Source organism: Alloalcanivorax sp. C16-1 (assembly GCF_046507805.1).
Classification (GTDB): domain Bacteria; phylum Pseudomonadota; class Gammaproteobacteria; order Pseudomonadales; family Alcanivoracaceae; genus Alloalcanivorax.
Map to the genome: position 1 here is coordinate 1,428,609 of NZ_JBKFTK010000001.1, position 21,330 is coordinate 1,449,938.

At 68.0% G+C, this 21,330-nt stretch carries 24 protein-coding genes; 13 read left to right on the forward strand and 11 right to left on the reverse strand.

Annotation, left to right across the window (positions count from 1 at the left end; all coding sequences use genetic code 11):
* Window positions 1–95: 95 nt before the first annotated feature.
* On the reverse strand, window positions 96–1,004 hold the full coding sequence (locus ACLD0W_RS06805; RefSeq protein WP_410306721.1) for a LysR family transcriptional regulator: 909 nt from the start codon (window positions 1,002–1,004) through the stop codon (window positions 96–98).
* A gap of 157 nt (window positions 1,005–1,161) precedes the next feature.
* Here ACLD0W_RS06805 and ACLD0W_RS06810 point away from each other — a divergent pair, with 157 nt between their 5' ends.
* On the forward strand, window positions 1,162–2,346 hold the full coding sequence (locus ACLD0W_RS06810) for an acyl-CoA dehydrogenase (protein ID WP_410306722.1): 1,185 nt from the start codon (window positions 1,162–1,164) through the stop codon (window positions 2,344–2,346).
* A gap of 18 nt (window positions 2,347–2,364) precedes the next feature.
* Window positions 2,365–3,591: a CaiB/BaiF CoA transferase family protein gene (locus ACLD0W_RS06815; protein ID WP_410306723.1), complete on the forward strand. Its 1,227-nt coding sequence runs from the start codon at window positions 2,365–2,367 to the stop codon at window positions 3,589–3,591.
* 107 nt (window positions 3,592–3,698) lie between these two features.
* On the opposite strand, the gene ACLD0W_RS06820 is transcribed toward ACLD0W_RS06815, so the two are convergent.
* Entirely contained in the window at window positions 3,699–4,385 is a 687-nt protein-coding gene (locus ACLD0W_RS06820; protein WP_410306724.1) for a TetR/AcrR family transcriptional regulator, read from the reverse strand.
* Window positions 4,386–4,496: 111 nt separating this feature from the next.
* Between ACLD0W_RS06820 and ACLD0W_RS06825 the strand changes: the two genes are divergently transcribed.
* Window positions 4,497–5,546 (forward strand): AraC family transcriptional regulator, encoded by a 1,050-nt coding sequence (locus tag ACLD0W_RS06825; RefSeq protein WP_410306725.1) that lies wholly within the window; start codon window positions 4,497–4,499, stop codon window positions 5,544–5,546.
* Window positions 5,547–5,598: 52 nt separating this feature from the next.
* Window positions 5,599–6,183: a sterol desaturase family protein gene (locus ACLD0W_RS06830; protein ID WP_410306726.1), complete on the forward strand. Its 585-nt coding sequence runs from the start codon at window positions 5,599–5,601 to the stop codon at window positions 6,181–6,183.
* Between the two features lie 9 nt (window positions 6,184–6,192).
* On the opposite strand, the gene ACLD0W_RS06835 is transcribed toward ACLD0W_RS06830, so the two are convergent.
* A complete protein-coding gene (locus ACLD0W_RS06835; RefSeq protein WP_410306727.1) occupies window positions 6,193–7,257 on the reverse strand; it encodes an imelysin family protein in 1,065 nt (354 codons plus the stop codon).
* A complete protein-coding gene (locus tag ACLD0W_RS06840; protein ID WP_410306728.1) occupies window positions 7,254–7,934 on the reverse strand; it encodes an HAD family hydrolase in 681 nt (226 codons plus the stop codon). The genes ACLD0W_RS06835 and ACLD0W_RS06840 overlap by 4 nt, the downstream gene beginning before the upstream one ends.
* 171 nt (window positions 7,935–8,105) lie before the next feature.
* Here ACLD0W_RS06840 and ACLD0W_RS06845 point away from each other — a divergent pair, with 171 nt between their 5' ends.
* Together ACLD0W_RS06845 and ptsP are read left to right on the forward strand one after the other, a co-directional pair.
* Complete coding sequence (locus tag ACLD0W_RS06845; protein ID WP_262731788.1) at window positions 8,106–8,609, forward strand: RNA pyrophosphohydrolase; 504 nt, start codon at window positions 8,106–8,108, stop codon at window positions 8,607–8,609.
* Window positions 8,610–8,666: 57 nt separating this feature from the next.
* Complete coding sequence (gene ptsP / locus ACLD0W_RS06850; RefSeq protein WP_410306729.1) at window positions 8,667–10,934, forward strand: phosphoenolpyruvate--protein phosphotransferase; 2,268 nt, start codon at window positions 8,667–8,669, stop codon at window positions 10,932–10,934.
* Window positions 10,935–10,946: 12 nt separating this feature from the next.
* Here the strand turns inward: ptsP and ACLD0W_RS06855 are convergent, their stop codons facing one another.
* The gene (locus tag ACLD0W_RS06855; RefSeq protein ID WP_410306730.1) at window positions 10,947–11,708 is read right to left on the reverse strand and encodes an NRDE family protein; all 762 of its coding nucleotides are present in this window, start codon (window positions 11,706–11,708) and stop codon (window positions 10,947–10,949) included.
* Between the two features lie 69 nt (window positions 11,709–11,777).
* Between ACLD0W_RS06855 and ACLD0W_RS06860 the strand changes: the two genes are divergently transcribed.
* The 4 genes from ACLD0W_RS06860 to ACLD0W_RS06875 are packed head-to-tail and all read left to right on the forward strand — an operon-like array spanning window position 11,778 to window position 14,793.
* Window positions 11,778–12,575: a sulfite exporter TauE/SafE family protein gene (locus ACLD0W_RS06860; RefSeq protein ID WP_410306731.1), complete on the forward strand. Its 798-nt coding sequence runs from the start codon at window positions 11,778–11,780 to the stop codon at window positions 12,573–12,575.
* Window positions 12,576–12,616: 41 nt separating this feature from the next.
* Entirely contained in the window at window positions 12,617–13,420 is an 804-nt protein-coding gene (gene lgt / locus ACLD0W_RS06865; RefSeq protein ID WP_410306732.1) for a prolipoprotein diacylglyceryl transferase, read from the forward strand.
* 4 nt (window positions 13,421–13,424) lie between these two features.
* Window positions 13,425–14,258: a thymidylate synthase gene (locus tag ACLD0W_RS06870; protein WP_410306733.1), complete on the forward strand. Its 834-nt coding sequence runs from the start codon at window positions 13,425–13,427 to the stop codon at window positions 14,256–14,258.
* 25 nt (window positions 14,259–14,283) lie between these two features.
* On the forward strand, window positions 14,284–14,793 hold the full coding sequence (locus ACLD0W_RS06875; RefSeq protein WP_410306734.1) for a dihydrofolate reductase: 510 nt from the start codon (window positions 14,284–14,286) through the stop codon (window positions 14,791–14,793).
* A 6-nt stretch (window positions 14,794–14,799) separates the two neighbouring features.
* On the opposite strand, the gene ACLD0W_RS06880 is transcribed toward ACLD0W_RS06875, so the two are convergent.
* Together ACLD0W_RS06880 and ACLD0W_RS06885 are read right to left on the reverse strand one after the other, a co-directional pair.
* Window positions 14,800–15,153, reverse strand: coding sequence for a helix-turn-helix domain-containing protein (locus ACLD0W_RS06880; RefSeq protein ID WP_410306735.1), 354 nt, complete (start codon window positions 15,151–15,153; stop codon window positions 14,800–14,802).
* A 121-nt stretch (window positions 15,154–15,274) separates the two neighbouring features.
* Window positions 15,275–15,622, reverse strand: coding sequence for a helix-turn-helix domain-containing protein (locus ACLD0W_RS06885; protein ID WP_410306736.1), 348 nt, complete (start codon window positions 15,620–15,622; stop codon window positions 15,275–15,277).
* 166 nt (window positions 15,623–15,788) lie between these two features.
* On the opposite strand from ACLD0W_RS06885, the gene ACLD0W_RS06890 reads away from it, so the two are divergent.
* On the forward strand, window positions 15,789–17,420 hold the full coding sequence (locus ACLD0W_RS06890; protein WP_410306737.1) for a site-specific DNA-methyltransferase: 1,632 nt from the start codon (window positions 15,789–15,791) through the stop codon (window positions 17,418–17,420).
* A gap of 24 nt (window positions 17,421–17,444) precedes the next feature.
* Here ACLD0W_RS06890 and ACLD0W_RS06895 read toward each other — a convergent pair whose 3' ends face one another.
* Both ACLD0W_RS06895 and ACLD0W_RS06900 read right to left on the reverse strand, forming a co-directional pair.
* Complete coding sequence (locus tag ACLD0W_RS06895) at window positions 17,445–18,128, reverse strand: hypothetical protein (protein ID WP_410306738.1); 684 nt, start codon at window positions 18,126–18,128, stop codon at window positions 17,445–17,447.
* A 97-nt stretch (window positions 18,129–18,225) separates the two neighbouring features.
* The gene (locus ACLD0W_RS06900; protein WP_410306739.1) at window positions 18,226–18,744 is read right to left on the reverse strand and encodes a DUF6231 family protein; all 519 of its coding nucleotides are present in this window, start codon (window positions 18,742–18,744) and stop codon (window positions 18,226–18,228) included.
* Window positions 18,745–18,927: 183 nt separating this feature from the next.
* Between ACLD0W_RS06900 and ACLD0W_RS06905 the strand changes: the two genes are divergently transcribed.
* Both ACLD0W_RS06905 and ACLD0W_RS06910 read left to right on the forward strand, forming a co-directional pair.
* On the forward strand, window positions 18,928–19,143 hold the full coding sequence (locus tag ACLD0W_RS06905; RefSeq protein WP_204431642.1) for a hemin uptake protein HemP: 216 nt from the start codon (window positions 18,928–18,930) through the stop codon (window positions 19,141–19,143).
* A 97-nt stretch (window positions 19,144–19,240) separates the two neighbouring features.
* On the forward strand, window positions 19,241–20,239 hold the full coding sequence (locus ACLD0W_RS06910; protein WP_410306740.1) for a hypothetical protein: 999 nt from the start codon (window positions 19,241–19,243) through the stop codon (window positions 20,237–20,239).
* Between the two features lie 15 nt (window positions 20,240–20,254).
* Here ACLD0W_RS06910 and ACLD0W_RS06915 read toward each other — a convergent pair whose 3' ends face one another.
* Together ACLD0W_RS06915 and ACLD0W_RS06920 are read right to left on the reverse strand one after the other, a co-directional pair.
* On the reverse strand, window positions 20,255–20,575 hold the full coding sequence (locus ACLD0W_RS06915) for a YqcC family protein (RefSeq protein WP_204431640.1): 321 nt from the start codon (window positions 20,573–20,575) through the stop codon (window positions 20,255–20,257).
* Window positions 20,575–21,282: an HAD family hydrolase gene (locus ACLD0W_RS06920; RefSeq protein ID WP_410306741.1), complete on the reverse strand. Its 708-nt coding sequence runs from the start codon at window positions 21,280–21,282 to the stop codon at window positions 20,575–20,577. Before ACLD0W_RS06920 ends, ACLD0W_RS06915 begins: the two co-directional genes overlap by 1 nt.
* Window positions 21,283–21,330 lie beyond the last annotated feature (48 nt).

A 21,330-nucleotide genomic window follows, 5' to 3' on the forward strand; every position in this document is an offset into this window, starting at 1 on the left:
GCATGATCGTGTGGTTTGCTCGTCAGGCTCGGGACATCGGATAACGGTGATGTTTGGCGAGACTCGGCCCCTCTTCGGAGGGGCTTTTTTATGGTTCATCGACCCGCTTCGGCGGCCTGGAAGCGGGCGGCCTCTTCCACCAGCCAGTCCTGAAAGCGCGCCACCGTCTCGTTGCCGCGCTGGCTGTCCGGCACCACGAACTGATAGGCGTCGCTGCTGCGGAAGCTGTGCCGGAACGGAATCACCAGCTGGCCGCTGTCCAGTTCGCGGGTGATCAGAAACGGCGGAATCAGCGCCACGCCCAGCTTCTGGATGGCCGCCTCGGCGAGCATGGTGAACAGCTCGTAGCGGGGCCCGGCCATGTCGCGCTCCACCTTCAGGCCCAGGGAATCGAACCAGGCCCGCCACATATAGGGCCGGGTGGTCTGCTGCAGCAGCGGTAACCGGGCGATGGCCGCGCCGTCCAGGGCGCCGTCGCCGGCCAGATCCGGATGGCACACCGGCACCGGCTCCTCATGCATCAGCGCCGTGGCGGTGGTGCCCGGCCACTGGCCGTCGCCGAAGTAGATGGCGGCGTCGAAGCGGGTGTCGGCGAACAGAAACGGGCGGGTGCGGTTGGTCAGGTTCACGGTCACGTCCGGATTCTGCTCGCGGAACGAGGCCAGCCGGGGCAGCAGCCAGCGGGTGCCGAAGGTGGGCACCAGGGCCAGTTCCAAAATGTTATTCGTGCCGTGCTTGCCCATGGCCGCCAGGGTGTCCCGTTCCAGTTCGTTGAGGCGGGCGCTGACCTGGCGGCTGTAGTGCTGGCCGGCGGGGGTCAGCTGGACCCCCTGGCGGCCACGGCGAAACAGCTTCACGCCGAGAAATTCCTCGAGCCCGCCGATCTGCCGGCAAATCGCGCTCTGTGTGAGGGAAAGTTCCTCGGCGGCCTTGGTGAAGCTCTGGTGGCGGGCGGCGGCTTCGAACCCCACCAGGGCGGTGGTGCTGGGAATCTTGCGGCGCATGGTGTCTCCGGGGCGGATTCTTGAAGTGAGAAAAACGCACAACGGGATGAATATTAATCGCTTGCGGAGAGGGATAACAGGTCCATAGGATGGACGCCCTTTACGGGTCCCGCCCTCGCCGCGGCGCTCTATATCAACAAATGCATAGGTGGACATCATGGCGAATCAGGCTTCGTTCAACTGGGAAAGCCCCCTGCTGCTCGATCAGCAGCTCACCGAAGACGAACGCATGGTGGCGGACTCCGCCCGCCAATACTGCCAGGACAAGCTGGCTCCCCGTGTGCTGGAAGCCTTCCGCCACGAGAAGACCGACCCGGCCATCTTCCGCGAAATGGGTGAACTGGGCCTGCTCGGCGCCACCATTCCGGAAGCCTACGGCGGCGCCGGCATGAACTACGTGTGCTACGGCCTGATCGCCCGCGAGGTGGAGCGCGTGGATTCCGGTTACCGGTCCATGATGAGCGTGCAGTCCTCCCTGGTGATGGTGCCGATCAACGAATTCGGCTCCGAAGAGCAGAAACAGAAGTATCTGCCCAAGCTGGCCAGCGGCGAGTGGATCGGCTGCTTCGGCCTGACCGAGCCGGACCACGGTTCCGACCCGGGCAGCATGGCCACCCGCGCCAAGAAAGTGGACGGTGGCTACCGCCTGACCGGCGCCAAGATGTGGATCACCAACAGCCCGATCGCCGACGTGTTCGTGGTCTGGGGCAAAACCGAGGACGGCAAGATCCGTGGCTTCATTCTGGAGAAAGGCTGGGAAGGTCTGTCCGCGCCGGCCATCCACGGCAAGGTCGGCCTGCGCGCCTCCATCACCGGTGAAATCGTGATGGACAACGTGTTCGTGCCGGAAGAGAACATGTTCCCGGAAGTGACCGGCCTGCGTGGTCCGTTCACCTGCCTGAACTCCGCCCGCTACGGCATCGCCTGGGGCGCCCTGGGTGCCGCCGAGGACTGCTGGTTCAAGGCTCGCCAGTACACCCTGGACCGCAAGCAGTTCGGCCGCCCGCTGGCCGCCAACCAGCTGATCCAGAAGAAACTGGCCGACATGCAGACCGAAATCACCCTGGGCCTGCAGGGCTGTCTGCGTCTGGGTCGCATGAAGGACGAAGGCACCGCGGCGGTGGAAATCACCTCCATCATGAAGCGCAACTCCTGCGGCAAGTCCCTGGACATCGCGCGCCTGGCCCGCGACATGATGGGCGGCAACGGCATCTCCGACGAATTCGGCGTGGCCCGCCATCTGGTGAACCTGGAAGTGGTGAACACCTACGAAGGTACCCACGACGTGCACGCGCTGATCCTGGGCCGCGCCCAGACCGGCCTGCAAGCGTTCGCCAACTAACCGCTTCGGAGAAGTTTGATGTCCGGAGCACTGTCCCACCTGCGCGTGCTGGATCTGTCCCGCGTTCTGGCCGGCCCCTGGGCCGGCCAGATCCTGGGCGACCTGGGCGCCCGGGTGATCAAGGTGGAACGGCCCGGTCGCGGGGACGACACCCGGGGCTGGGGGCCGCCTTACCTGAAGGATGGCGACGGCGGTGATACCGACCAGGCCGCCTATTACCTGAGCGCCAACCGCAACAAGGAATCCGTGGCCATCGACATCACCCGGCCGGAAGGCCAGGCGCTGGTGCGCAAGCTGGCGGCGGAATGCGATGTGGTGCTCGAGAACTTCAAGGTCGGCGGCCTCAAGCGCTACGGCCTGGACTACGACAGCCTGAAGGCGGTGAACCCGAAGCTGATTTACTGCTCGATCACCGGCTTCGGCCAGGACGGCCCCTACGCCAGCCGCGCCGGCTACGATTTCATGATCCAGGCGCTGGGCGGGCTGATGAGCCTGACCGGCCGCCCGGACGGCGAGGCCGGCGCCGGGCCGATGAAAGTGGGCGTGGCGCTCACCGACATCACCACCGGCCTGTACGCCACCATCGCGGTGCTGGCGGCCCTGGCCCATCGGGATCGCAGCGGCGAGGGGCAGCACCTGGACATGGCCCTGTTCGACGTGCAGGTGGCCTGCCTGGCCAACCAGGCGATGAACTTCCTGACCACCGGCCGCTCACCACAGCGGGTCGGCAACGCGCACCCGAACATCGTGCCGTACCAGGATTTCCCCACCGCCGACGGGGATCTGATCCTGACCGTGGGCAACGACGACCAGTTCGCCCGCTTCTGCCAGGTGGCCGGTCACCCGGAATGGGCCGAGGACCCGCGCTTCGCCACCAACCGCTCGCGGGTGGAGCATCGCGAGGTGCTGGTGCCCCTGCTGCGCCAGACCACGGTGATGAAGACCACCCGGGAATGGCTGGATGCCCTGGAAGCGGTGGGCGTGCCCTGCGGGCCGGTGAACACCCTGGAACAGGTGTTCGAGGATCCCCAGGCCCGGGCCCGTGGCCTGCGTCGGGAGATGGAACACCCCTCCGCCGGGTCGGTGCCCACCGTGGCCAGCCCGCTGCGTTTGTCCGCCACGCCGGCGGAATACCGCCGGCCGCCGCCGCTGCTTGGTGAACACACCCGTGAGGTATTGGGTGATTTGCTGGGCATCGATGAGGCGGGGCTGGAAACCCTGTTTGCCGAGGGCGTGGTCGCCTGACGCGGAATCCGCGCGGCCTTCGATCTCGGGCCGCGCTGCGCTGACAGAGAGATCTGCCTTGACTTGGCCGCTCCGTTCCCTCGGAGCGGCCTTTTTTTATCGCGGTTTCAGGGGCGAAGGTGGTCGAGCACCACGGTCTTCATGTGCGCCAGCCAGTCGTCGCCGCGCACCGGCGGCGTCATCGAGTCGGACAGCCAGAAGCCATAGGTGTACTGGTTGGAGACGTGGAAAAACCCCATCGCCATGATCGTCATCAGTACGAAGTGCGCGTCCGCGTCCCCACGGAACAGCCCTTTTTGCTGGCCGTCGCGGAGCAGGCGATCGACGCTGTGAATCAGCGGCAGGGAGACCTGGCGAATGGTCTCCGACTGCTGGATATAGCGGCCCTTGAGCAGATTCTCCGACATCACCAGACGGATGAACTCCGGATGGTCCCGGTAGTATTCCCACATCTGGGTGATCAACGCCTCCATGCCGCGCACCGGATCCTCCGGCGGCACGAAATGGCGCTGGGCGTCCACCAGCCGCCGGTAGGCCTCTTCCAGCACCGCCTGGTAAAGCCGTTCCTTGTTGCCGAAATAATAGTAGAGCATGCGGTCCACGGTGCCGGCGCCCTTGCTGATGCGATCCACCCGGGCCCCGGCGAAGCCGTGTTCGGAAAATTCCGCCACGGCCGCGTCGAGAATCGCCGCGGTCAGCCGCTCCGGGTCGCGGCGCACCTTGCCCGGCCGTCGCGACGGGGCGGACTTCACCGGGGTTTTCTTGCGGGGCGGTGATTTCCGGGGGGTGGTCACGGGGGGCTCCTGGCGCGGGGGGAGGTTAAGCCTACTATGCGCGTCCGGCGGACGATAGCGGCGAGCGGGCCGGTCATTTCACCGCGTCGCCGGGGTGCCTATACTCCGGCCATGACCCGGATACCCGCCAGTGATGATGGCACCTTCCTGTGGATGACCTACCGCGCCATGCTGGACGCGGGGCTCGACTGCGCCGCCATCTTCGCCAGCGTGGGGCTGCCGGACCAGGTGCCGGACCGGCGGCCACGGCGCGTCAACGGGCCCCAGCGGCAGTTCTGGGACGCCGCCGTGCGGGTCAGCGGCGATCCGCACATCGGGCTGCACATCGGTGAGCGGATGCCACCCTGGCGCGGCCAGGTGCTGGAATACCTGCTGCTCAGCAGCCCCACCCTGGGCGAAGGGCTGGAACGGGTGCTGGCCTATCAGCGCCTGATCACCGACGCCCTGCCGCTGCGTCTGGCGGTGGAGGGCGACCAGGCCCGGCTGGCCGGGCTCGACCATCCGGTGCGCCATTACCTGGAGTGCGCCACCTGCATCGCGTTGCGCTTTCTGGAACGGGTCACCGACGGCGAGTTCCGCGCCACGGCGGTGCATTTTCCCCATGCGGAGGGGGCCCCGCCGGCGGAGTACCGGCGGGTGCTGGGCTGCGCCGTGACCCTGGGCGCCGGGGAGGGCGCCATCCTGTTCCCCACGGCGCTGCTGGCGCGGCCCTCGCCGGCGGCGGAGCCGGCGTTGCTGGCGGTGCATGAGCAGCTGGCGGCGGAGCGCATGGCGGCCCTGGGCCAGCGTGAATTCCTGGCCGATCTGGAGCGCCATCTGGGTGGCCTGCTGGAGCGCGGCGAGGCATCGCTGGATGCGCTGGCGGCCCGGGCCGGCCTCACGCCCCGGGCGTTGCGCGCCGCGCTGGCCGACGCCGGCACCGGCTTCAAGCCGCTGTTGGCGGGCTATCGGGAGCGCTTGTCCCGGCGGCTGCTGGCGCGCACCGACGCCCCCATCGACCGGATTCTCTATCTCACCGGCTTTTCGGAGCCGGCGGCGTTCTCCCGGGCCTTCAAGCGCTGGACCGGCGAGACGCCCACCGCCTACCGCCACCGCAGGCACGCCGAACGGGCCCTTGATCCCGGTGACGGGCATTCGCGCGGCGGCGATCAAAGCGACTGAGTCCGGTGGCGGCATCATGGAGGGCTGATACGGCCATCCAGGAGAATCCATCATGCTCGGCTTTCCCGTGGCGCTGCTCACCGTCAACGGCTTTGAGTGGTACGCCCACAAAACCTGGCTGCACGAGTACCCCGCGCGCCACCGCAACAGCCCGTTCTTCACGCATATCCGCCACCACAAGCGGGCACGGTTGAACGGCTTCGCCGATGCCGGCTACCGGGAATCCATGTGGCGCGATCAGGAAATGTTCAACGAGAAAGTGGCGTTGCTGGGGCTGTGCGCGGTGTTCACGCCGGCGGCGCCGGTGGCGCCGTTCTTTACCCTGGGCATCTATTACGGGGCCTGGCAGTACTGGCGCAAGCACAGCCGCGCCCACCTGGACCCGGCGTGGGCCCGGGCCCATCTGCCCTGGCACTACGACCACCATATGAACCGGGACCAGAACGCCAACTGGTGCGTGACCCGGCCCTGGTTCGATTACCTGATGGGCACCCGGGTGGCGGGGGCCGATTCGGAGACGGAAAGCAATCCGCTGGGGTTGCCGCTGCCGGCCTGGCTGGAACGGCCGGTGAACCGGCTGTCCCGCCGCTGGCGACCGCTGCGCCGGGAAACCGCGCCGGCGGCGGTGGCGGCCTAGGCTCTGTTCCTAGCCGCGCACCGCCGCGGTGGGCGCGATGCCGCCGGCGGCCGGGCGCAGCCAGGCGCCCAGGGGCGACCAGTCACCCCGTTCGCGGGCCTGCTCCAGGGCCTTCTCAAAGCCCGGCCAGCGCTGTTCCAGGGCGCGGCGCAGGGCGGCGTTGTCGTCGTCCGCCAGTTGCGAGAGGGCGGCTTCGGGCTGGCTGGCGTCGATCAGCTCGATGCTGCGCGGCGACAGGTAGAGGCCGGCCTCCGGGTCGGTGGCCGGGCGCTGCCGGTCGAGCAGCGCCAGGCGCCGGTCCAGGGTGCTCAGGGCGCAGCGCAGGCTGTCCGGATCGCCGGCGGCGTCGCCGTCCAGGGCGTCCAGGTCCGCTTCCAGCTGCTCACCGGCCAGGCGCAGATAGGTCCGCCGCCGGGCCGGGGCGTCCACCTGCACGGCGGCGTCTTCCTCCACGGCGTTGGCGGGCACCGCCGCTTCCTGGCGGCCGCCACGGAAATCCGCCGCCCGGCGCGGCGCTTCGGGGACGCCGGCCACCAGCAACCGCAGCGGCTGAAAGCCCAGTGCGATTTCGCCCTCGCTGGTGGCGCCCTGCTGGCGGCGCAGGTTGGCGGCGGTCAGCTCCAGGGCCGGATCGTTGACGATGCCGGAGTCCGGCCAGGCGGGCAGGGCGTCCACGTAGGCCGGGTAGAAGGGCCAGCCGTCCAGCCGTTCCAGACGCTCCGGCACGCCGCGCTGGCAGGCCACCGCCGCCAGCGACAGATAGTGGTCGTTGAAGGCGCTGTACAGGTCCGCCCAGGCGTTGCGGGCCGCCGCCAGGCTGTCCGCGTCCGGCGCCTCCAGCAGGGCCGCCAGGGCCTCCCGCCAGGCGCGGCGCTGGTTGGCCAGGGCGGTGGCGCCGGCCTCGTCGTTGAGCGGGCGCAGGTCGGTGTCCGCCTCGGCGCTGTCCGGGGTGCCCGTTCCGGCGGTGCCGCGGTCCGGCGCGGTGGCGGTTTCCGGGGCGTCGCAGGCGCTCAGCAGCAAGGCGGACAGCAGCGCCAGCAGCGCCGCCGCCGGCGGTCGTCGTTGCAGAGTCATGACGAGGTTTCCTCGCGGGTCTCGCGCAGGGACAGGATCGGCCAGCCCCGCTCCCGGGCCTCCCGCGCCAGGGTGTCGTCCGGGTCCACCGCCACCGGGTGATCCACCTTGCCGAGCAGCGGCAGGTCGTTGTGGGAATCGCTGTAGAACCAGCTGCCGTCCAGGCTCTCGCCGTGGCGCGCCAGCCAGTCGTTGAGCCGCTCCACCTTGCCGTCCCGGTAGCTGGGCACGCCGGCCACCCGGCCGGTGTAGCCGCCCCGCTCGTCCCGTTCGGCGGTGGTGGCGATCAGATGGGGCACGCCCAGACGCTCGGCGATGGGCGCGGTAATGAAATCATTGGTGGCGGTGATGATCATCAGGGTGTCACCCTGTTGCCGGTGCCTGGCCACCAGTTGTTCCGCCGCCGGCAGCCACAGGGCGTCGATCACCTGATCCATGAAGTCCCGGCGCAGGGCGTGCAGTTCATCCAGGTCGCGCCCTTTCAGCACCGACAGAACGAACTCCTGGTACGCGAAGATGTCCAGAGTTCCGTCCAGGTAGTCCTGGTAGAAGCGGTCGTTGGCGGCTTTGTAGCCGGCGCCGTCCACCTCGCCGCGATCGACCAGGAACTCTCCCCACTGATGGTCGGAGTCGCCGGCGATCAGCGTATTGTCCAGGTCGAAAATGGCCAGAGTCATGCAGGCTCCCGGGGCGTGCCCGTTGTCGGTGGAGGAAGGTGCCCAAAGTCAGCGGCAGCTTACCAAAAGCGTGTCCGTGAAGGCAGTCGATTGATCGCCGCCGGGCCGACAAGGTTTAATGGGAATATTGCGCGCCTGTACGGATGGGTTCCGCGCCATCGGATTGAGGCAATGACAGGCATCATCGACGACAAAGGATACCGGCTCAATGTCGGCATTGTGATCGCCGCCCCGGATGGGCGGGTTTTCTGGGGGCGCCGCGTGGGCAACCGCGACGCCTGGCAGTTTCCCCAGGGCGGCATGATGCCCGGCGAGAGCCCCGAGGACACCCTGTTCCGGGAACTGGAGGAGGAAACCGGCCTGCGTGGCGAGCACGTCAGCGTGCTGGCGACCACCGACGGCTGGCTCACCTATCGCCTGCCGCGCCGTTTTCTGCGCCCGCCGCGCAACCGGCCGGTGTGCATCGGCCAGCGCCAGAAATGGTTTCTGCTGCGGCTCAACGCCGAGGAGGACGCCATCGATCTGGCCCGCTCACCGGTACCCGAGTTTCAGGACTGGCGCTGGGTGAACTACTGGTACCCGATTCGCAAGGTCGTGCATTTCAAGCGGGGCGTGTACGCCCGCGCCCTGCGCGAGCTGGCGCCGGCCCTGCGCGGCGACGCGCGCCCGCGCTGACCGCCGCGCGAACCAGGCAACAACGCCGCGCCCCACACCAATCTGAGAGGAACGCCCATGCTCGATACCCTGCGCCGCATCGTGCAGGAAGTGAACAACGCGCCGGACATCCGATCCGCCCTGGATCTGATGGCCCAGCGCGTGCGCGATGCCATGGGCACCGAGGTGTGTTCCATCTATCTGCGGGACAACAACGAAGAACGCTACATGCTGATGGCCTCCGAGGGCCTCAAGCGCGAAGCGGTGGGCCGCGTCAGCCTGGGCACCTCCGAGGGCCTGGTGGGCCAGGTGGGCCAGCGCGAGGAGCCGATCAACCTGGAAGACGCCTTCTCCCACCCCAAATTCCACTATCTGGCGGAGACCGGCGAGGACCCCTTCCATGCCTTTTTGGGCGTGCCGGTGATGCACCACGGCGAGGTGCTGGGAGTGCTGGTGGTGCAGCAGCGCGACGCCCGCCGCTTCGACCAGAGCGAGGAAGCCTTCCTGGTCACCATCTCCGCCCAGCTGTCGGCGGTGATCGCCCACGCCCACGCCTCCGGCGTGCTGTTCGACCAGCTCGACACCAAGGACCTGCCCAGCATCCACGATGGCCAGCCCGGCTCCACCGGCGCCGCCATCGGCATCGGCGTGCTGCTGTTTCCGGAAACCGACCTGTCGGCGGTGCCGGACCGGGACGCCACCGACATCAGCGGTGAGATCGCCCTGCTCGACGAAGCCCTGGTGCGGGTGCGCCAGGAAATCCGCGATCTGGCCGAGCGCGCCAAGAAGTCCCTGGGGCCGGAAGAGCAGGCCCTGTTCGACGTCTACCTGCGCATGCTCGACCGGCAGGCGCTGCCCGCCGAGGTGGTGGCGCGCATCCGCGAGGGCCAGTGGGCCCAGGGCGCGCTGCGCACGGTGGTGGACGCCCATGTGCACAATTTCGAGATGATGGACGACCCCTATCTGCGCGAACGGGCCGCCGATGTGCGCGACCTGGGCCGCCGGGTGCTGGGGCAATTACAGAGCCGCAACCGGCGGCGGATCGAGTTTCCGAAGGCCTGCATTCTGATGGGCGAGGACATTTCCGCGCCCATGTTGATGGAGATGCCGGAGGAGAACATCGCCGGCATCGTCACCACCCGTGGCTCGCGCAACTCGCACATGGCGATCGTGGCGCGGGCCATGGGCATCCCCACGGTGGTGGGTGCCCAGAATCTGCCGCTCAAGAAACTGGACGGCAAGGAACTGATCGTCGACGGCTTCCGGGGGCGGGTGATCGCCAACGCCTCGGCGGAGCTGAAAGCCCAGTTCGAGGACATCATCGCCGAAGAGAAACACCTGCTGGCGGGGCTGGAGAAACTCCGCGACGAGCCCGCCGAGACCGAGGACGGGCAGCGCATCACGCTGCAGGTGAACACCGGCCTGATGACCGACATCGTGCGCTCCATCGAGCGCGGCGCCGAGGGCGTCGGCCTGTACCGCACGGAAATCCCGTTCATGGTGCGCGACCGCTTCCCCTCCGAGGAGGAGCAGCGGCTGATCTACCGGGAGCAGCTTTCCGCCTTCGCCCCCCACGGGGTGACCATGCGTACCCTGGACGTGGGCGGCGACAAGCCGCTCAGCTATTTCCCCATCGAGGAAGACAACCCCTTCCTCGGCTGGCGCGGCATCCGCCTGACCCTGGACCACCCGGAAATTTTCATCGTGCAGGTGCGCGCCATGCTCAAGGCCGCCGAGGGCCTGAACAATCTGCGCATCATGCTGCCGATGATCACCACCGTGATCGAGGCCGAGGAGGCCCAGCATCTGATCCACCGGGCCTGGCTGGAGGTGCGCGAGGAAGGCGTGGACGTGGAGATGCCGCCGGTGGGGGTGATGATCGAGGTGCCCGCCTCGGTGTATCAGGCCCGCGCCCTGGCCCAGCGGGTGGAATTCCTGTCCGTGGGCACCAACGACCTGACCCAGTATCTGCTGGCGGTGGACCGCAACAACCGGCAGGTCTCGGAGCTCTACAATTCCTGCCACCCGGCGGTGCTGCATGCGCTGCTGCATGTGGTGGAGCAGGCCCATGAAGAGGGCAAGCCGGTGTCGGTGTGCGGTGAAATGGCCGGCGACCCCAGCACCGCCCTGATCCTGATGGCGATGGGCTTCGATTCGCTGTCCATGAACGCCTCCAACCTGCTGCGGGTGAAGGCGGCGGTGCGCCAGGTCAACATGACCTTCCTGCGCCGGCTGCTCAACGAAGTGCTGGCCATGGACAACGGCGAGGTGATCGCCTCCTACCTGGACCTGCAGCTCACCAAGGTGGGGCTGGGCGACCTGGTGCGCCACCGCAAGCCCGCCTGAAGCCGGGGGCTGCTACGGGGATCGCGGGGTGGCGCTGTAGCGCGGCGGGCCGTCCGGTTCGCCGTCCGGCCGCCAGCTTTGCTCCGCCATCGCCGGTTCGCCCCGGGCCGGCACCGTCACCGCCGAGCTGGCGCGGGTGCCGTAGCGTTCCGATTGAATGAACACCGGCGCCACCAGGCGCTCCAGCTCGGTGCTCACGCCGGTGTCCGGCAGGGTGTCGTCGGTGGGTTGGTGGCGATCGTTGACCACCGTCAGCAGGGCGTCCAGGTCGCCGCCGTCGGCCAGGGCGGCGGCCAGCCTGGCCTTGCCCCGCTCCACCTTGGGCCAGGGGTCGTCCAGCAGCCCGTTGGACAGGCCGTGCAGGCCCGGCGCCACCGGCTGCGGCGGCGCGCCCCGGTTGCTCAGATACCACAGCGACTGGTGGTCGCCCACCAGCAGGTTGAAGCCGGCGTAGTGGGTTTGCTCCGCGCGCAAGGCGCGGCAGAACGCCTCCGGACCCTGGTCACCTTGCAGAAACGCCTGGGGCAGCAGACCCCGGGAGCGCTCGCCGGCGCCGCGCTCGGTGAGCGGCTCGCGGAAATTGGTGATCACCGCGAAGCGCCCGTCCCGGTGGATGCCCAGCCAGGTGCCCCCGGCGGTCAGGTCCAGGCCGTGGAAGACCGGACCGCGCCAGCGCGCCGGCTGCGCCGGGCGGGCGTGAAATTCATCGCGATTGGCGGCCACCGCCAGCGGCCGGGCGGTGTCGGGGCGCCAATCGAACAGCACGATGCACATAGGTTTCCCATGGGGGACAGCAACAAGTCAGCCTGCTAGCATAACCGCCATTTCCGGCAGGGGACATCCATGACGCTTGTGCTGATTTGCGCCCTGATCGGGGTGGTCGCCGGCCTGATGGGCGGCACCCTGGGGCTCGGCGGCGGCGTGGTGATCGTGCCGCCGTTGATCTACCTGTTTCACGGCATGGGCGTGGACGACGCGGTGGTGGCGCAGATGGCGGTGGGCACCTCCCTGGCCACCATCATCGTCACCTCCGCCAGTTCGGTGGCCGCCCACCATCGCGCCGGCTATGTGCTGTGGCCAGTGGCCGGCCGCCTGACCGTGGGCATCGTGGTCGGCGCGCTGCTGGGCGCGGTGATCGCCGACCGCCTGTCCGGCGTGGCGCTGACCCGGCTGTTCGGGTTCTTCGCCATCGCCATTGCCTTGCAGATGCTGATCCGGCGTCCGGGCCGGGCGGTGGAGGACGCGCCCCGGCGGCTGCCGGGCAGCGCCGGGCTGGCCGGCGCCGGCGGGGTGATCGGCACCTTCTCCAGCCTGTTCGGCATCGGCGGCGGGTCGCTGACGGTGCCGTTTTTGTCCTGGTGCCGCCTGCCGATGCAGAATGCGGTGGCGATTTCCGCCGCCTGCGGGCTGCCCATCGCTCTGGCCGGCAGCCTGGGCTTCGTGGTCACCGGCTGGGGGCGCCCGGAATTGCCGGCCTGGACGCTGGGCTATGTGTATCTGCCCGCCGCCCTGGCCATCGTGGTGACCAGCTATCCCATGGCCAAGGTGGGGGCGCGCCTCAGCCACCGGGTGCCGTCGGCGATTCTGCGACGGATTTTCGCGATCTTCCTGATCGGCATCGGTCTGGAACTGATTCTGTGAGCGGCCCGTCCCCCGGGCGGCCGCGCTGACGGAGTATTGGCATGGAGTTTCCCCGTATCGACCCGGTGGCCATCGGCATCGGGCCTTTGCAGATTCACTGGTACGGTCTCATGTACCTGATCGGCTTCGTCGGCGGCTGGCTGCTGCTGCGCTGGCGCGCCGCCCGGCCGGACAGCGGCTGGACCAAGGACCAGGTCAGCGATCTGGTGTTCTACGTGGCCCTGGGGGTGATTCTCGGCGGCCGGGTCGGCTATGTGCTGTTCTATAACTTCGGCAAGTTTCTCGACGACCCGCTGTGGCTGTTCGAGATCTGGACCGGTGGCATGAGTTTCCACGGCGGTGCCCTGGGGGTGCTGCTGGCGTTCTGGCTGCTGGCCCGCAAGTTCGGTAAGCGCTACTTTTCGGTGGCCGATTACGCGGTGCCGGTGGTGCCCATCGGCCTGGGCGCCGGCCGGCTCGGCAACTTCATCAACGGCGAACTGTGGGGCCATCCGGCGAGCGTGCCCTGGGCGATGATTTTCCCCGGCGACCCCATGGGCGTGCCACGCCACCCCTCGCAGCTCTATGAGTTTCTGCTGGAAGGGGTGGTGCTGTTTCTGGTGCTGTGGATCTACTCCGCCCGGCCGCGTCCGGCCGGCGCGGTCACCGGCCTGTTCGGTCTCGGCTATGGCCTGGGCCGCACCTTCGTGGAGTTTTTCCGCGAGCCGGACGCGCACATCGGCTATCTGACCGGCGGCTGGCTGACCATGGGCATGCTGCTCAGCATTCCCATGATTATCCTTGGCGCCGCCATGATGTTCTGGGCCTACCGGCACGACGACCGGCCGGCCCCGGCGAGGAAGTAACGCCATGAATCAATATCTGGATCTGCTGCGCCTGGCGCGCACCGAGGGCATTCGCAAGGAAGACCGCACCGGCACCGGCACCCGCTCGCTGTTCGGTTATCAGATCCGTTTCAATCTGGCCCACGGTTTCCCGCTGGTGACCACCAAGAAGGTGCACCTGAAGTCGATCATCCACGAACTGCTGTGGTTCCTGTCCGGCGACACCAACATCCGTTATCTGAAAGAGAACGGCGTCAGCATCTGGGATGAGTGGGCCACCGAGGACGGTGACCTGGGGCCGGTGTACGGCGAGCAGTGGCGCTGCTGGCCCACCGCCGACGGCGCGGTGATCGACCAGATCGACGAGGTGCTGGCGGAAATCCGCCGCAATCCGGATTCCCGCCGGCTGGTGGTCAGTGCCTGGAACCCGGCGGTGCTGCCGGACCCGCGCCTCTCGCCCCGGGAGAACGCGGCCCTGGGCCGCCAGGCGCTGCCGCCCTGCCATTGCCTGTTCCAGTTCTACGTGGCCGACGGCAGGCTCAGCTGCCAGCTCTACCAGCGCAGCGGCGACATCTTTCTGGGGGTGCCTTTCAACATCGCCTCCTACGCGCTGCTGACCCTGATGATGGCGCAGGTTTGCGATCTCAAGCCCGGCGACTTCGTGCACACCCTGGGCGACGCCCACCTGTACAGCAATCATCTGGAGCAGGCCGACCAGCAGCTGGCGCGCCAGCCCCGGCCCCTGCCGGTGATGAAGCTGAACCCGGCGGTGAAGGACCTGTACGCGTTCCGCTACGAGGACTTCACCCTGGAAGGCTACGACCCGCACCCGCACATCAAGGCGCCGGTGGCGATCTGAGCGCGCGCCGCCCCGAGGAGATGTCATGAGTATTCGTCTGGCGATGATGGCCGCCAAGGCCAGCAACGACGTCATCGGCCGCGACAACAAGCTGCCCTGGTACCTGCCCAACGACCTGAAGTATTTCAAACAGGCGACCCTGGGCAAACCGATCATCATGGGCCGCAACACCTGGGAGTCGCTGAAGCGGCCCCTGCCCGGACGCACCAATATCGTGATCACCCGCCAGCAGGCGTACCGCGCCGACGGCGCCAAGGTGGTGGCGACCCTGGAGCAGGCCCTGGAGCTGGCGGAACACGTGGCGTTGATCGACGGGCAGGACGAAGTGGTGGTGATCGGCGGCGCGCAGATCTACGCCCTGGCGCTGCCCCGGGCGGACCGGCTGTACCTGACCGAGGTGCACGCGGAGGTGCCGGGGGACACGCACTTCCCGGCGGTGGACGCGGCGCAATGGCGGGAAATCGGCCGGGAGGATTTCCAGGCCGAGGGACCGAATCCCTACGATTATTCGTTCGTGGTCTACGAGCGCGCCTGATCCGGGTTACGACAGCCCCTTGCTGTCGCGCACGTCCTCCGCGATCTTCATCAGCAATCGCCGGCGCGACGGCGTCAGCGCCGCGACGATGCTGATCAGCTCGCGGGTTTCCTTGTCGAAGGCGGCCGCCGGATCGCGAAGATGGGGCGTTTTGGTGCGCCCTTCCAACTCCTCGAACAGCTCCGTGAGCGACATTTCCAGGGCCGCGCACAGCCGCCCGAGCCGCTGCACGGACACGTCCTGCCGGTTGCGCTCGATGCGCGACAGGTTGCCCGCGTCCGTGCCAGCCCGGTACGCCACCTCTTCGAGGGTTTCTTCACGGCGTTGGCGCCGTTCCTTGAGTATGCCACCGATATCCATGCCCATAAGTGTCTGTAGCCGCTCTGGCGCACTCAATGTGTTACTTGCAATGGTGCAAAAGATATTTTTAGCTTATGGGCAAAACGGGGCTATCCGGCCTTGAAATGGCGCAAGGCCGATATCAGTCGAAGGGCTCCTCGTCCGGCGTCAGCCGGGCGGTGAACGACAGCCGCAGGCGCTCCCCGGCGGCGCGGCGATCGCCCCGCGGTTCCGCGGAATAGCCGCCCGGGGCGTCGTTCACGCGCCGCCCGCGACGGGCGGTCAGGCAGCGCACGAAATCCTCGGCGGGCCAGCCCAGGGCATCGCACAGGGCGAGCATGCGCGGCACGCTGAGCTGCTGTTCATTGCGTTCGATACGGGACAGGTTGCCCGGGTCGGTGTGGGCCCGGCAGGCCACCTGTTTGAGGGTAAGTCCCAGGCGGGCCCGGCGTTCGCGCAGCAGGCCACCGATATTCAGATCCTTCGTCATGATTATTTCCTTCCCTTAGTGGTTTCGTCAGGGCGAAGCCGGACACGTGGTCTTCGCTCTGGGTTGTTGTAGCGCGCTTCCTGCAAAATAGCAAGAATCCGCCATTGCTATTGTACCAAACCATATGGTTTCATTTTTTGCAATGGAAAGGGAAGTCAAAACAGGCATGAATCAAAGGGCGATTTCCGGCGCATCGGACGACGGTGGTGACGGGCAGGAACCGTACGGGTTCAGCTGGCCGGGCAAGGGGCGGGCGGCGGCCCGGGCCGCCGCGCCGGCGGCGGGCAGCCTGAGCCCGCGCCCGGACGCGTCGGTGGATTTCGAAGGGGCCGCCCACGCGGTGATCGAGGGCGACAATCTGGCGGTGCTTGGCCATTTGCGGAAAAGCTATTCCGGCCGGGTGAAGATGATCTACATCGATCCGCCCTACAACACCGGCCGCGCCTTCCTGTACCCGGACAACTTCCGCGATACGCCCGCCGACCACCGCCGCCGGGCCGGCGAGGGGGCGGAGCCCGAGGGCCGCTACCATGCCCGCTGGCTGAACATGATGTACCCGCGCCTGCTGCTGGCCCGGGAGCTGCTGCGCGAGGACGGCGTGCTGTTCGTCAGCATCGACGACCATGAAGTCCATGCCCTGCGGCTGATGCTGGACGAGATTTTCGGTTCGCGGAACTTCTTCGCCATGTTCCCCTGGCAGTCGCGCACCTCCCGGCAGAACGACACCGACCTGTGCGTGCAGCACGAGTACGTGATCGGCTACGCCCGCCACCGGCGCGTCGGGCTGCGCCGTCTCAACGCGGACAACCGGGAGCGGTGGCACGCGGCCCCGGGATTCGCCGCCTACCCGGCGCGCATCGACAGCGACCGCTACCGGAACCCGGACAACGACCCCCGGGGCCCCTGGAAAGCGGACCCCTTCGACGCCCCCAATGTGCGGCCCCGGCTCACCTACACGATCCGTAACCCGGACACCGGCCAGGCGTTCCGGCCGCCGCCGGGTCGCTGCTGGCGCACCGGGCCGGAGCGCTTCGAGGCGTTGCTGGCGGACCGCCGCATCGTGTTCGGGCGCCGTGGCCGGGCGCGGCCTCAGCTGAAGGTGTTCCTGAACGAGAAGCGGGCGTTCGGCGAGGTGGCCACCAGCTGGCTGGACGGTGCCGGCCACGGCACCGCCAGCGACGGCACCCGGGAACTGCAGGCGCTGTTCGACGGCGAGAGCCCGTTCCAGTACCCCAAGCCCACCAAGCTACTGAGATTCCTGCTGCGTCTGGGCACCGGCCCGGACGACCTGGTGCTGGATTTCTTCGCCGGCAGCGGCAGCACCGGTCAGGCGGTGCTGGAGGAGAACCGGGCCGACGGCGGCCGGCGCCGCTGTCTGCTGGTGCAGCTGGCGGAGCCCACCGGCGACCCGCGCTGGCCGGGTCTGGCGGACCTGACCGCCGAGCGGCTGCGGCGGGCCGCCATGATCCTGGGCGGCAACGAGGGGTTCCGGTTCTGGCGGCACACGGATTCGCCGCCGGAGGCCACCGACCCCTGGAGCTGGCTGGCGCCGTTGGGGTTGCCGCTGGAGGCGCGCCTGGAACCGGTCACCGTGAACGGCGGGCTGGCACACCGGGTGCGTCATGGGAAGGAGAGCTGGCTGTTGTACGCCGGGACCGAGCTGGACGAGGCGCTGCTGAGCGCGTTAGCGGGCGCCGGCGCGGATGTGGTGGTGCTGCACCGTGCCCTGCTCGCCGGTCAGCCCTCCGACGCCGCGTGGCGGGGGGAGGGCGCGCCGGAACTGAAAATCGTGGGGTGATCCGGATTCGCGGGGGGCGCGGCGTTAGCCGCGATCGGGCTGCGGCTCCGCCAAGACCCAGAACCGGAAAGCGACCACGTTCACCAGGGTGGCCAGCAGGCCGCTGATCACACCGGTCAGCATCAGGCTGCCGGCGTTTTCGCCCAGCAGCGACATGACCAGGCTGTTGGCCACCAGCGACAGCACCAGCACCAGCAGGAACGACAGCAGCAACGCCGCCAGCAGCGGCCACTGGCTGGCCGAGGAACGCAGGAAGCCGTTCTGCAGGGCGGTAATCGGGCCATCGCCGCGCAGCATCAACTGGAAGGGCGCGAAACACAGCCGCGCGTACAGCCACAGCGCCGGGAAAATCAGCAGGAACCAGCCCAGCGACACCGCCAGGGCGAGCATGAAGTAGGTGGCCAGCAGAAACGGATAGCGGGCCAGGGCGGGCAGGGTGCAGGCCAGCAGGCCACGGGCGCGGCCCTGCTGAATATGGGCCATCTGCACGATCAGCGCGCCCTCCGCCAAAGGCCGCAGCAGCATCAGCGTGGTCATGCTGAGCGCGTTGAAGCCGATCAGGGTGCCGTCGTCGCCGGTGACCAGCACCGGGCCGATTACCAGCTGCAGCACCTCACCGAACAGGGTGAACGGCGCGCTGATCAGAAACAGCGCCACCAGATGGCGGCGCCAGAAGAACAAGGCTTCCTTGAGACGTTGCAGAATCATGCCGGGCTACCCTCCGCGAACCGGCGACACCATACGTCAGCGGCGGGAACTTGACCAGCGCCGGGCAGCCCGCCGCGTCAGCCGTTCGCCCCGGGGGCTACCACCAGTATTTGCCCCAGTTCTGCGGGTTGGCCCAGAAACGCGGATTGTTCCAGTTGCGGCGGAAGTTGTAGTCGTCCAGGTCGTAGCTGTAGATGTCCAACTCGCGGCCTTCCTGGGCGAAGTGGCCCTCTTCCCGGCAGCCCAGGGCGAGGAAGCCGTTGTGCGGCCAGCGCAGCTTCTCCGGTGCCAGATGCGGCTGATACACCGCCACCAGGGAATCGGTGTGCAGATTGCGCAGCAGCCCGATCAGCGATTCGCCGTCGCGCTGGCTCATGTATTCCAGCTGGTCGGCGATCACCGCCAGATCGACCCGGCGCACCTGTTCCAGGGCCGGGAACGGATTCTGCTCCTGAATATGGATCAGCTCGCAGTCGTGATCCCGGGACCAGTGGTCGGCCACCGGCACCGGATTGAGGCTGATGGTCAGCAGGCTCTTCGGCTGATGGCTGTCGAGGATGGCCGCCAGTTTTTCCTGCGGCGTTTCAATGGCTTTTGAAGCGATGGCTGTAGTCATGGTTTGAGTCTAGGCGGTTCCCGGCGGCACGGCCAGGGCCGGGCGGGGGCGGTGGCTGTTAAAAATTGTTTGCCGTGTCACGGACGGTGCCGTTGACGGGATAGGGGGAACTAATGATAATGATTCTCAAATACATTTAAGGATCCCCCCCCTTCAAGGCTGATACGTTCAAGGAGAAACGTCATGTCCCAAGGTACTCTGACCCACCCGCACAAGGTATCCACCGCCCGCCGTGTCGCCGCCGGCGCCCCGCGCGCCCGCCGCATCGCCATCGAGGCGGACAGCAGCGTGGCCAGCCGCGCCCTGCTCAACCAGGACGGCAAGCTGTGGATCGAACACGGTGGCGAGCGCTATCTGCTGCGCCGCACCGCCAATGACCGCCTAATCCTGACCAAATAAGCAGGAGCGGGCTCTTCCGTTCTCCCTGACCGTGGAACGCCAGCCCGGCCCCGTGCCCGCCAGCTGCCCACACCCTGATTTCGCAAGGAGGCTCACCGTGACCCTGACCGCGACGGTGGCGACCCTGAGGCCCGCGCCCCGGGCGTCCACCACCTTTCATCATTGCCGCGCCGCCCTCGGCGATCAGGTGTTGCGGCTGCAGGACGAACCGCTGGCCATTCTCAAGGGCCTGTACCGGCTCGGCGCGCTGGTGGTCACCACCTTCGCCGACGGTGGCCGGGTGTCCCAGTCAATGCGCTACCCGACCCTGGAAGACGGCGAGGACGGCCTGGAAGCCCGGGGCCAGCAAAGCCGGTTGCGCCACCAACTGAACCTGCCGTTGTGGCGCTCGGTGATGGCGGTGCTGGCGCCGGTGGCGGACCTGCCGCCGCGCAGCCTGCTGTTCTTCGACCGCTTCGGTGAGCCGGTGCAGCAGATGGCGGTGGCACCGGAAACCGGCGGGCTGGCCTTCGAGGAACTGGTGTGCGCCATGCTGCACCCGGATCAGCGCCAGCTCGGCGCGCCGCCGCCCCGGCTGTTGGCCGGCCCGGCGACGGTGCCCTCGGTGGCGGAGCTGGAGCGGCAATGGTCCCACGATGACGACGACGGCTTCCGTGCCCTCCTGGCGCGCATCGGCGACCGCCGCCAGGTGCTCTATCAGGCGGTGCGGGACAAGTTCGCCTGCCCGGTACGGGCGGAGACGGTGCCGTCCCTGCTGGCCCTGGCCAGCCGCCGGGACGCCCCCTACACGGTGTGCACCGGCAACAGCGGCGTAAGCCTCTGTCTGACCGCGCCCTGGTCGGCGCCGCGTTGGCAGAAAGGCCAGTGCCATCTGGCCCATCAGGGCACCCTGGTGTCGTTGGATATGGGCCGGGTGGCCAGTGTCTGGCGCCTGCGCCGCCCCGGCCCCGGGCGGGTGGTCACCGCCCTGGAAGCATTGGACGCCCAGGGCCGCTGGCTGTGGACCCTGTCCGGCGGGGAAGACGAGGACACCTGGCTGAGCCTGCTGGCGGACAGCCTGATCCCGGACGGCGCCCCGGGCCGGCGGATGGCTTAGGGGCCAGGCTGCAAGCTAAAAATGATCGTCGAAATCCCGGATCAGGGCGACCAACCGATCCGTGTCCTCGGGCAGGTCGCGGAGGGTTTCCTCGGCCAGCGGCGCCACGTCGCACTGGGCGGGCAGGGGGTGGTCCTCGGCCAGGATCGCCCGGAAACGGGCGATGAACACCCACTGCAGCCATTGGCTGAACTTCATGGTGTCGGCGAAGAATGGGGTGGCGCTTTCAAAGGCCTCCGGTTCCGGGGGCAGGGTTTCCCAGAGATTCAGGGATTCCATCTCGCTCTGCATGTCGTTGAGCAAGCCGGTCAGGGCCTGGCGTTGGTCGGTGGTCATCAGTTGTCCAATAGCGGCAGCAGGTCCGGCAGTTCCCGCAGATGGTGAATGTGATGGTCCGGGCGATCCAGGTCGTCGGGCCAGTCCAGATCGATCAGGTTGGCCCACACCGCCTGAAAACCGTGGCGCCGGGCGGCGTCCACGTCTTCCACCGGATGATCGCCCACGTGCAGGGCCTGGTCCGGTTCCACCCCGGCGCTGCGCAGCGCCGCCCGGAACATATCCGGCTCCGGCTTGCGCCGGCCGATGCTCTCCGCGGAATGATGAAACTGGAACAGGTCGGCGATGCCGATCCGTTTGAGGTCCGAGTTGCCGTTGCTGAGGGCGCCCAGCGTATAGCTGTCGGCCAGGGTCTCCAGCACCTCCAGGGCACCGGGGAAGAAACTCACCCGGTTGCGTGCCTCGTGGAACACCAGAAAGGCGTCGGCGGCGATGTGGCGCGCTTCCTTGTCCTCGAATCCGGCGGCCATGAAGGCTTCGGCCATGGCGTCCCGGCGCAGGCGGGTGAGGTTGTTCAGGTAATCCGGATGCTCGCGCACCAGCCGGTCGCGCACCGTGCGGATGCGCGCCGGGGTGAGCGCCCGGGCGGCGTCCGGATGGTGGTCCGCGATCCAGTCGCTGGTGGTGCGTTCGGCCTGGCGTATCACCTCGTCCACCGGCCACAGGGTGTTGTCCAGGTCGAAGGTGATCAGTTTGAGTCCGGTCATGGAGAGAGATGATAAGCGGCGCGGCGGCGCGGATAAACGGTACGTGAA

Excerpts from the sequence above, each read along its gene's own strand:
- ACLD0W_RS06805 (WP_410306721.1), bottom strand. The coding sequence starts at position 1,004 with ATGCGCCGCAAGATTCCCAGCACCACCGCCCTGGTGGGGTTCGAAGCC.
- ACLD0W_RS06810 (WP_410306722.1), top strand. The coding sequence starts at position 1,162 with ATGGCGAATCAGGCTTCGTTCAACTGGGAAAGCCCCCTGCTGCTCGAT.
- ACLD0W_RS06815 (WP_410306723.1), top strand. The coding sequence starts at position 2,365 with ATGTCCGGAGCACTGTCCCACCTGCGCGTGCTGGATCTGTCCCGCGTT.
- ACLD0W_RS06825 (WP_410306725.1), top strand. The coding sequence starts at position 4,497 with ATGACCCGGATACCCGCCAGTGATGATGGCACCTTCCTGTGGATGACC.
- ACLD0W_RS06830 (WP_410306726.1), top strand. The coding sequence starts at position 5,599 with ATGCTCGGCTTTCCCGTGGCGCTGCTCACCGTCAACGGCTTTGAGTGG.
- ACLD0W_RS06835 (WP_410306727.1), bottom strand. The coding sequence starts at position 7,257 with ATGACTCTGCAACGACGACCGCCGGCGGCGGCGCTGCTGGCGCTGCTG.
- ACLD0W_RS06840 (WP_410306728.1), bottom strand. The coding sequence starts at position 7,934 with ATGACTCTGGCCATTTTCGACCTGGACAATACGCTGATCGCCGGCGAC.
- ACLD0W_RS06845 (WP_262731788.1), top strand. The coding sequence starts at position 8,106 with ATGACAGGCATCATCGACGACAAAGGATACCGGCTCAATGTCGGCATT.
- ptsP (WP_410306729.1), top strand. The coding sequence starts at position 8,667 with ATGCTCGATACCCTGCGCCGCATCGTGCAGGAAGTGAACAACGCGCCG.
- ACLD0W_RS06855 (WP_410306730.1), bottom strand. The coding sequence starts at position 11,708 with ATGTGCATCGTGCTGTTCGATTGGCGCCCCGACACCGCCCGGCCGCTG.
- ACLD0W_RS06860 (WP_410306731.1), top strand. The coding sequence starts at position 11,778 with ATGACGCTTGTGCTGATTTGCGCCCTGATCGGGGTGGTCGCCGGCCTG.
- lgt (WP_410306732.1), top strand. The coding sequence starts at position 12,617 with ATGGAGTTTCCCCGTATCGACCCGGTGGCCATCGGCATCGGGCCTTTG.
- ACLD0W_RS06870 (WP_410306733.1), top strand. The coding sequence starts at position 13,425 with ATGAATCAATATCTGGATCTGCTGCGCCTGGCGCGCACCGAGGGCATT.
- ACLD0W_RS06875 (WP_410306734.1), top strand. The coding sequence starts at position 14,284 with ATGAGTATTCGTCTGGCGATGATGGCCGCCAAGGCCAGCAACGACGTC.
- ACLD0W_RS06880 (WP_410306735.1), bottom strand. The coding sequence starts at position 15,153 with ATGGATATCGGTGGCATACTCAAGGAACGGCGCCAACGCCGTGAAGAA.
- ACLD0W_RS06885 (WP_410306736.1), bottom strand. The coding sequence starts at position 15,622 with ATGACGAAGGATCTGAATATCGGTGGCCTGCTGCGCGAACGCCGGGCC.
- ACLD0W_RS06890 (WP_410306737.1), top strand. The coding sequence starts at position 15,789 with ATGAATCAAAGGGCGATTTCCGGCGCATCGGACGACGGTGGTGACGGG.
- ACLD0W_RS06895 (WP_410306738.1), bottom strand. The coding sequence starts at position 18,128 with ATGATTCTGCAACGTCTCAAGGAAGCCTTGTTCTTCTGGCGCCGCCAT.
- ACLD0W_RS06900 (WP_410306739.1), bottom strand. The coding sequence starts at position 18,744 with ATGACTACAGCCATCGCTTCAAAAGCCATTGAAACGCCGCAGGAAAAA.
- ACLD0W_RS06905 (WP_204431642.1), top strand. The coding sequence starts at position 18,928 with ATGTCCCAAGGTACTCTGACCCACCCGCACAAGGTATCCACCGCCCGC.
- ACLD0W_RS06915 (WP_204431640.1), bottom strand. The coding sequence starts at position 20,575 with ATGACCACCGACCAACGCCAGGCCCTGACCGGCTTGCTCAACGACATG.
- ACLD0W_RS06920 (WP_410306741.1), bottom strand. The coding sequence starts at position 21,282 with ATGACCGGACTCAAACTGATCACCTTCGACCTGGACAACACCCTGTGG.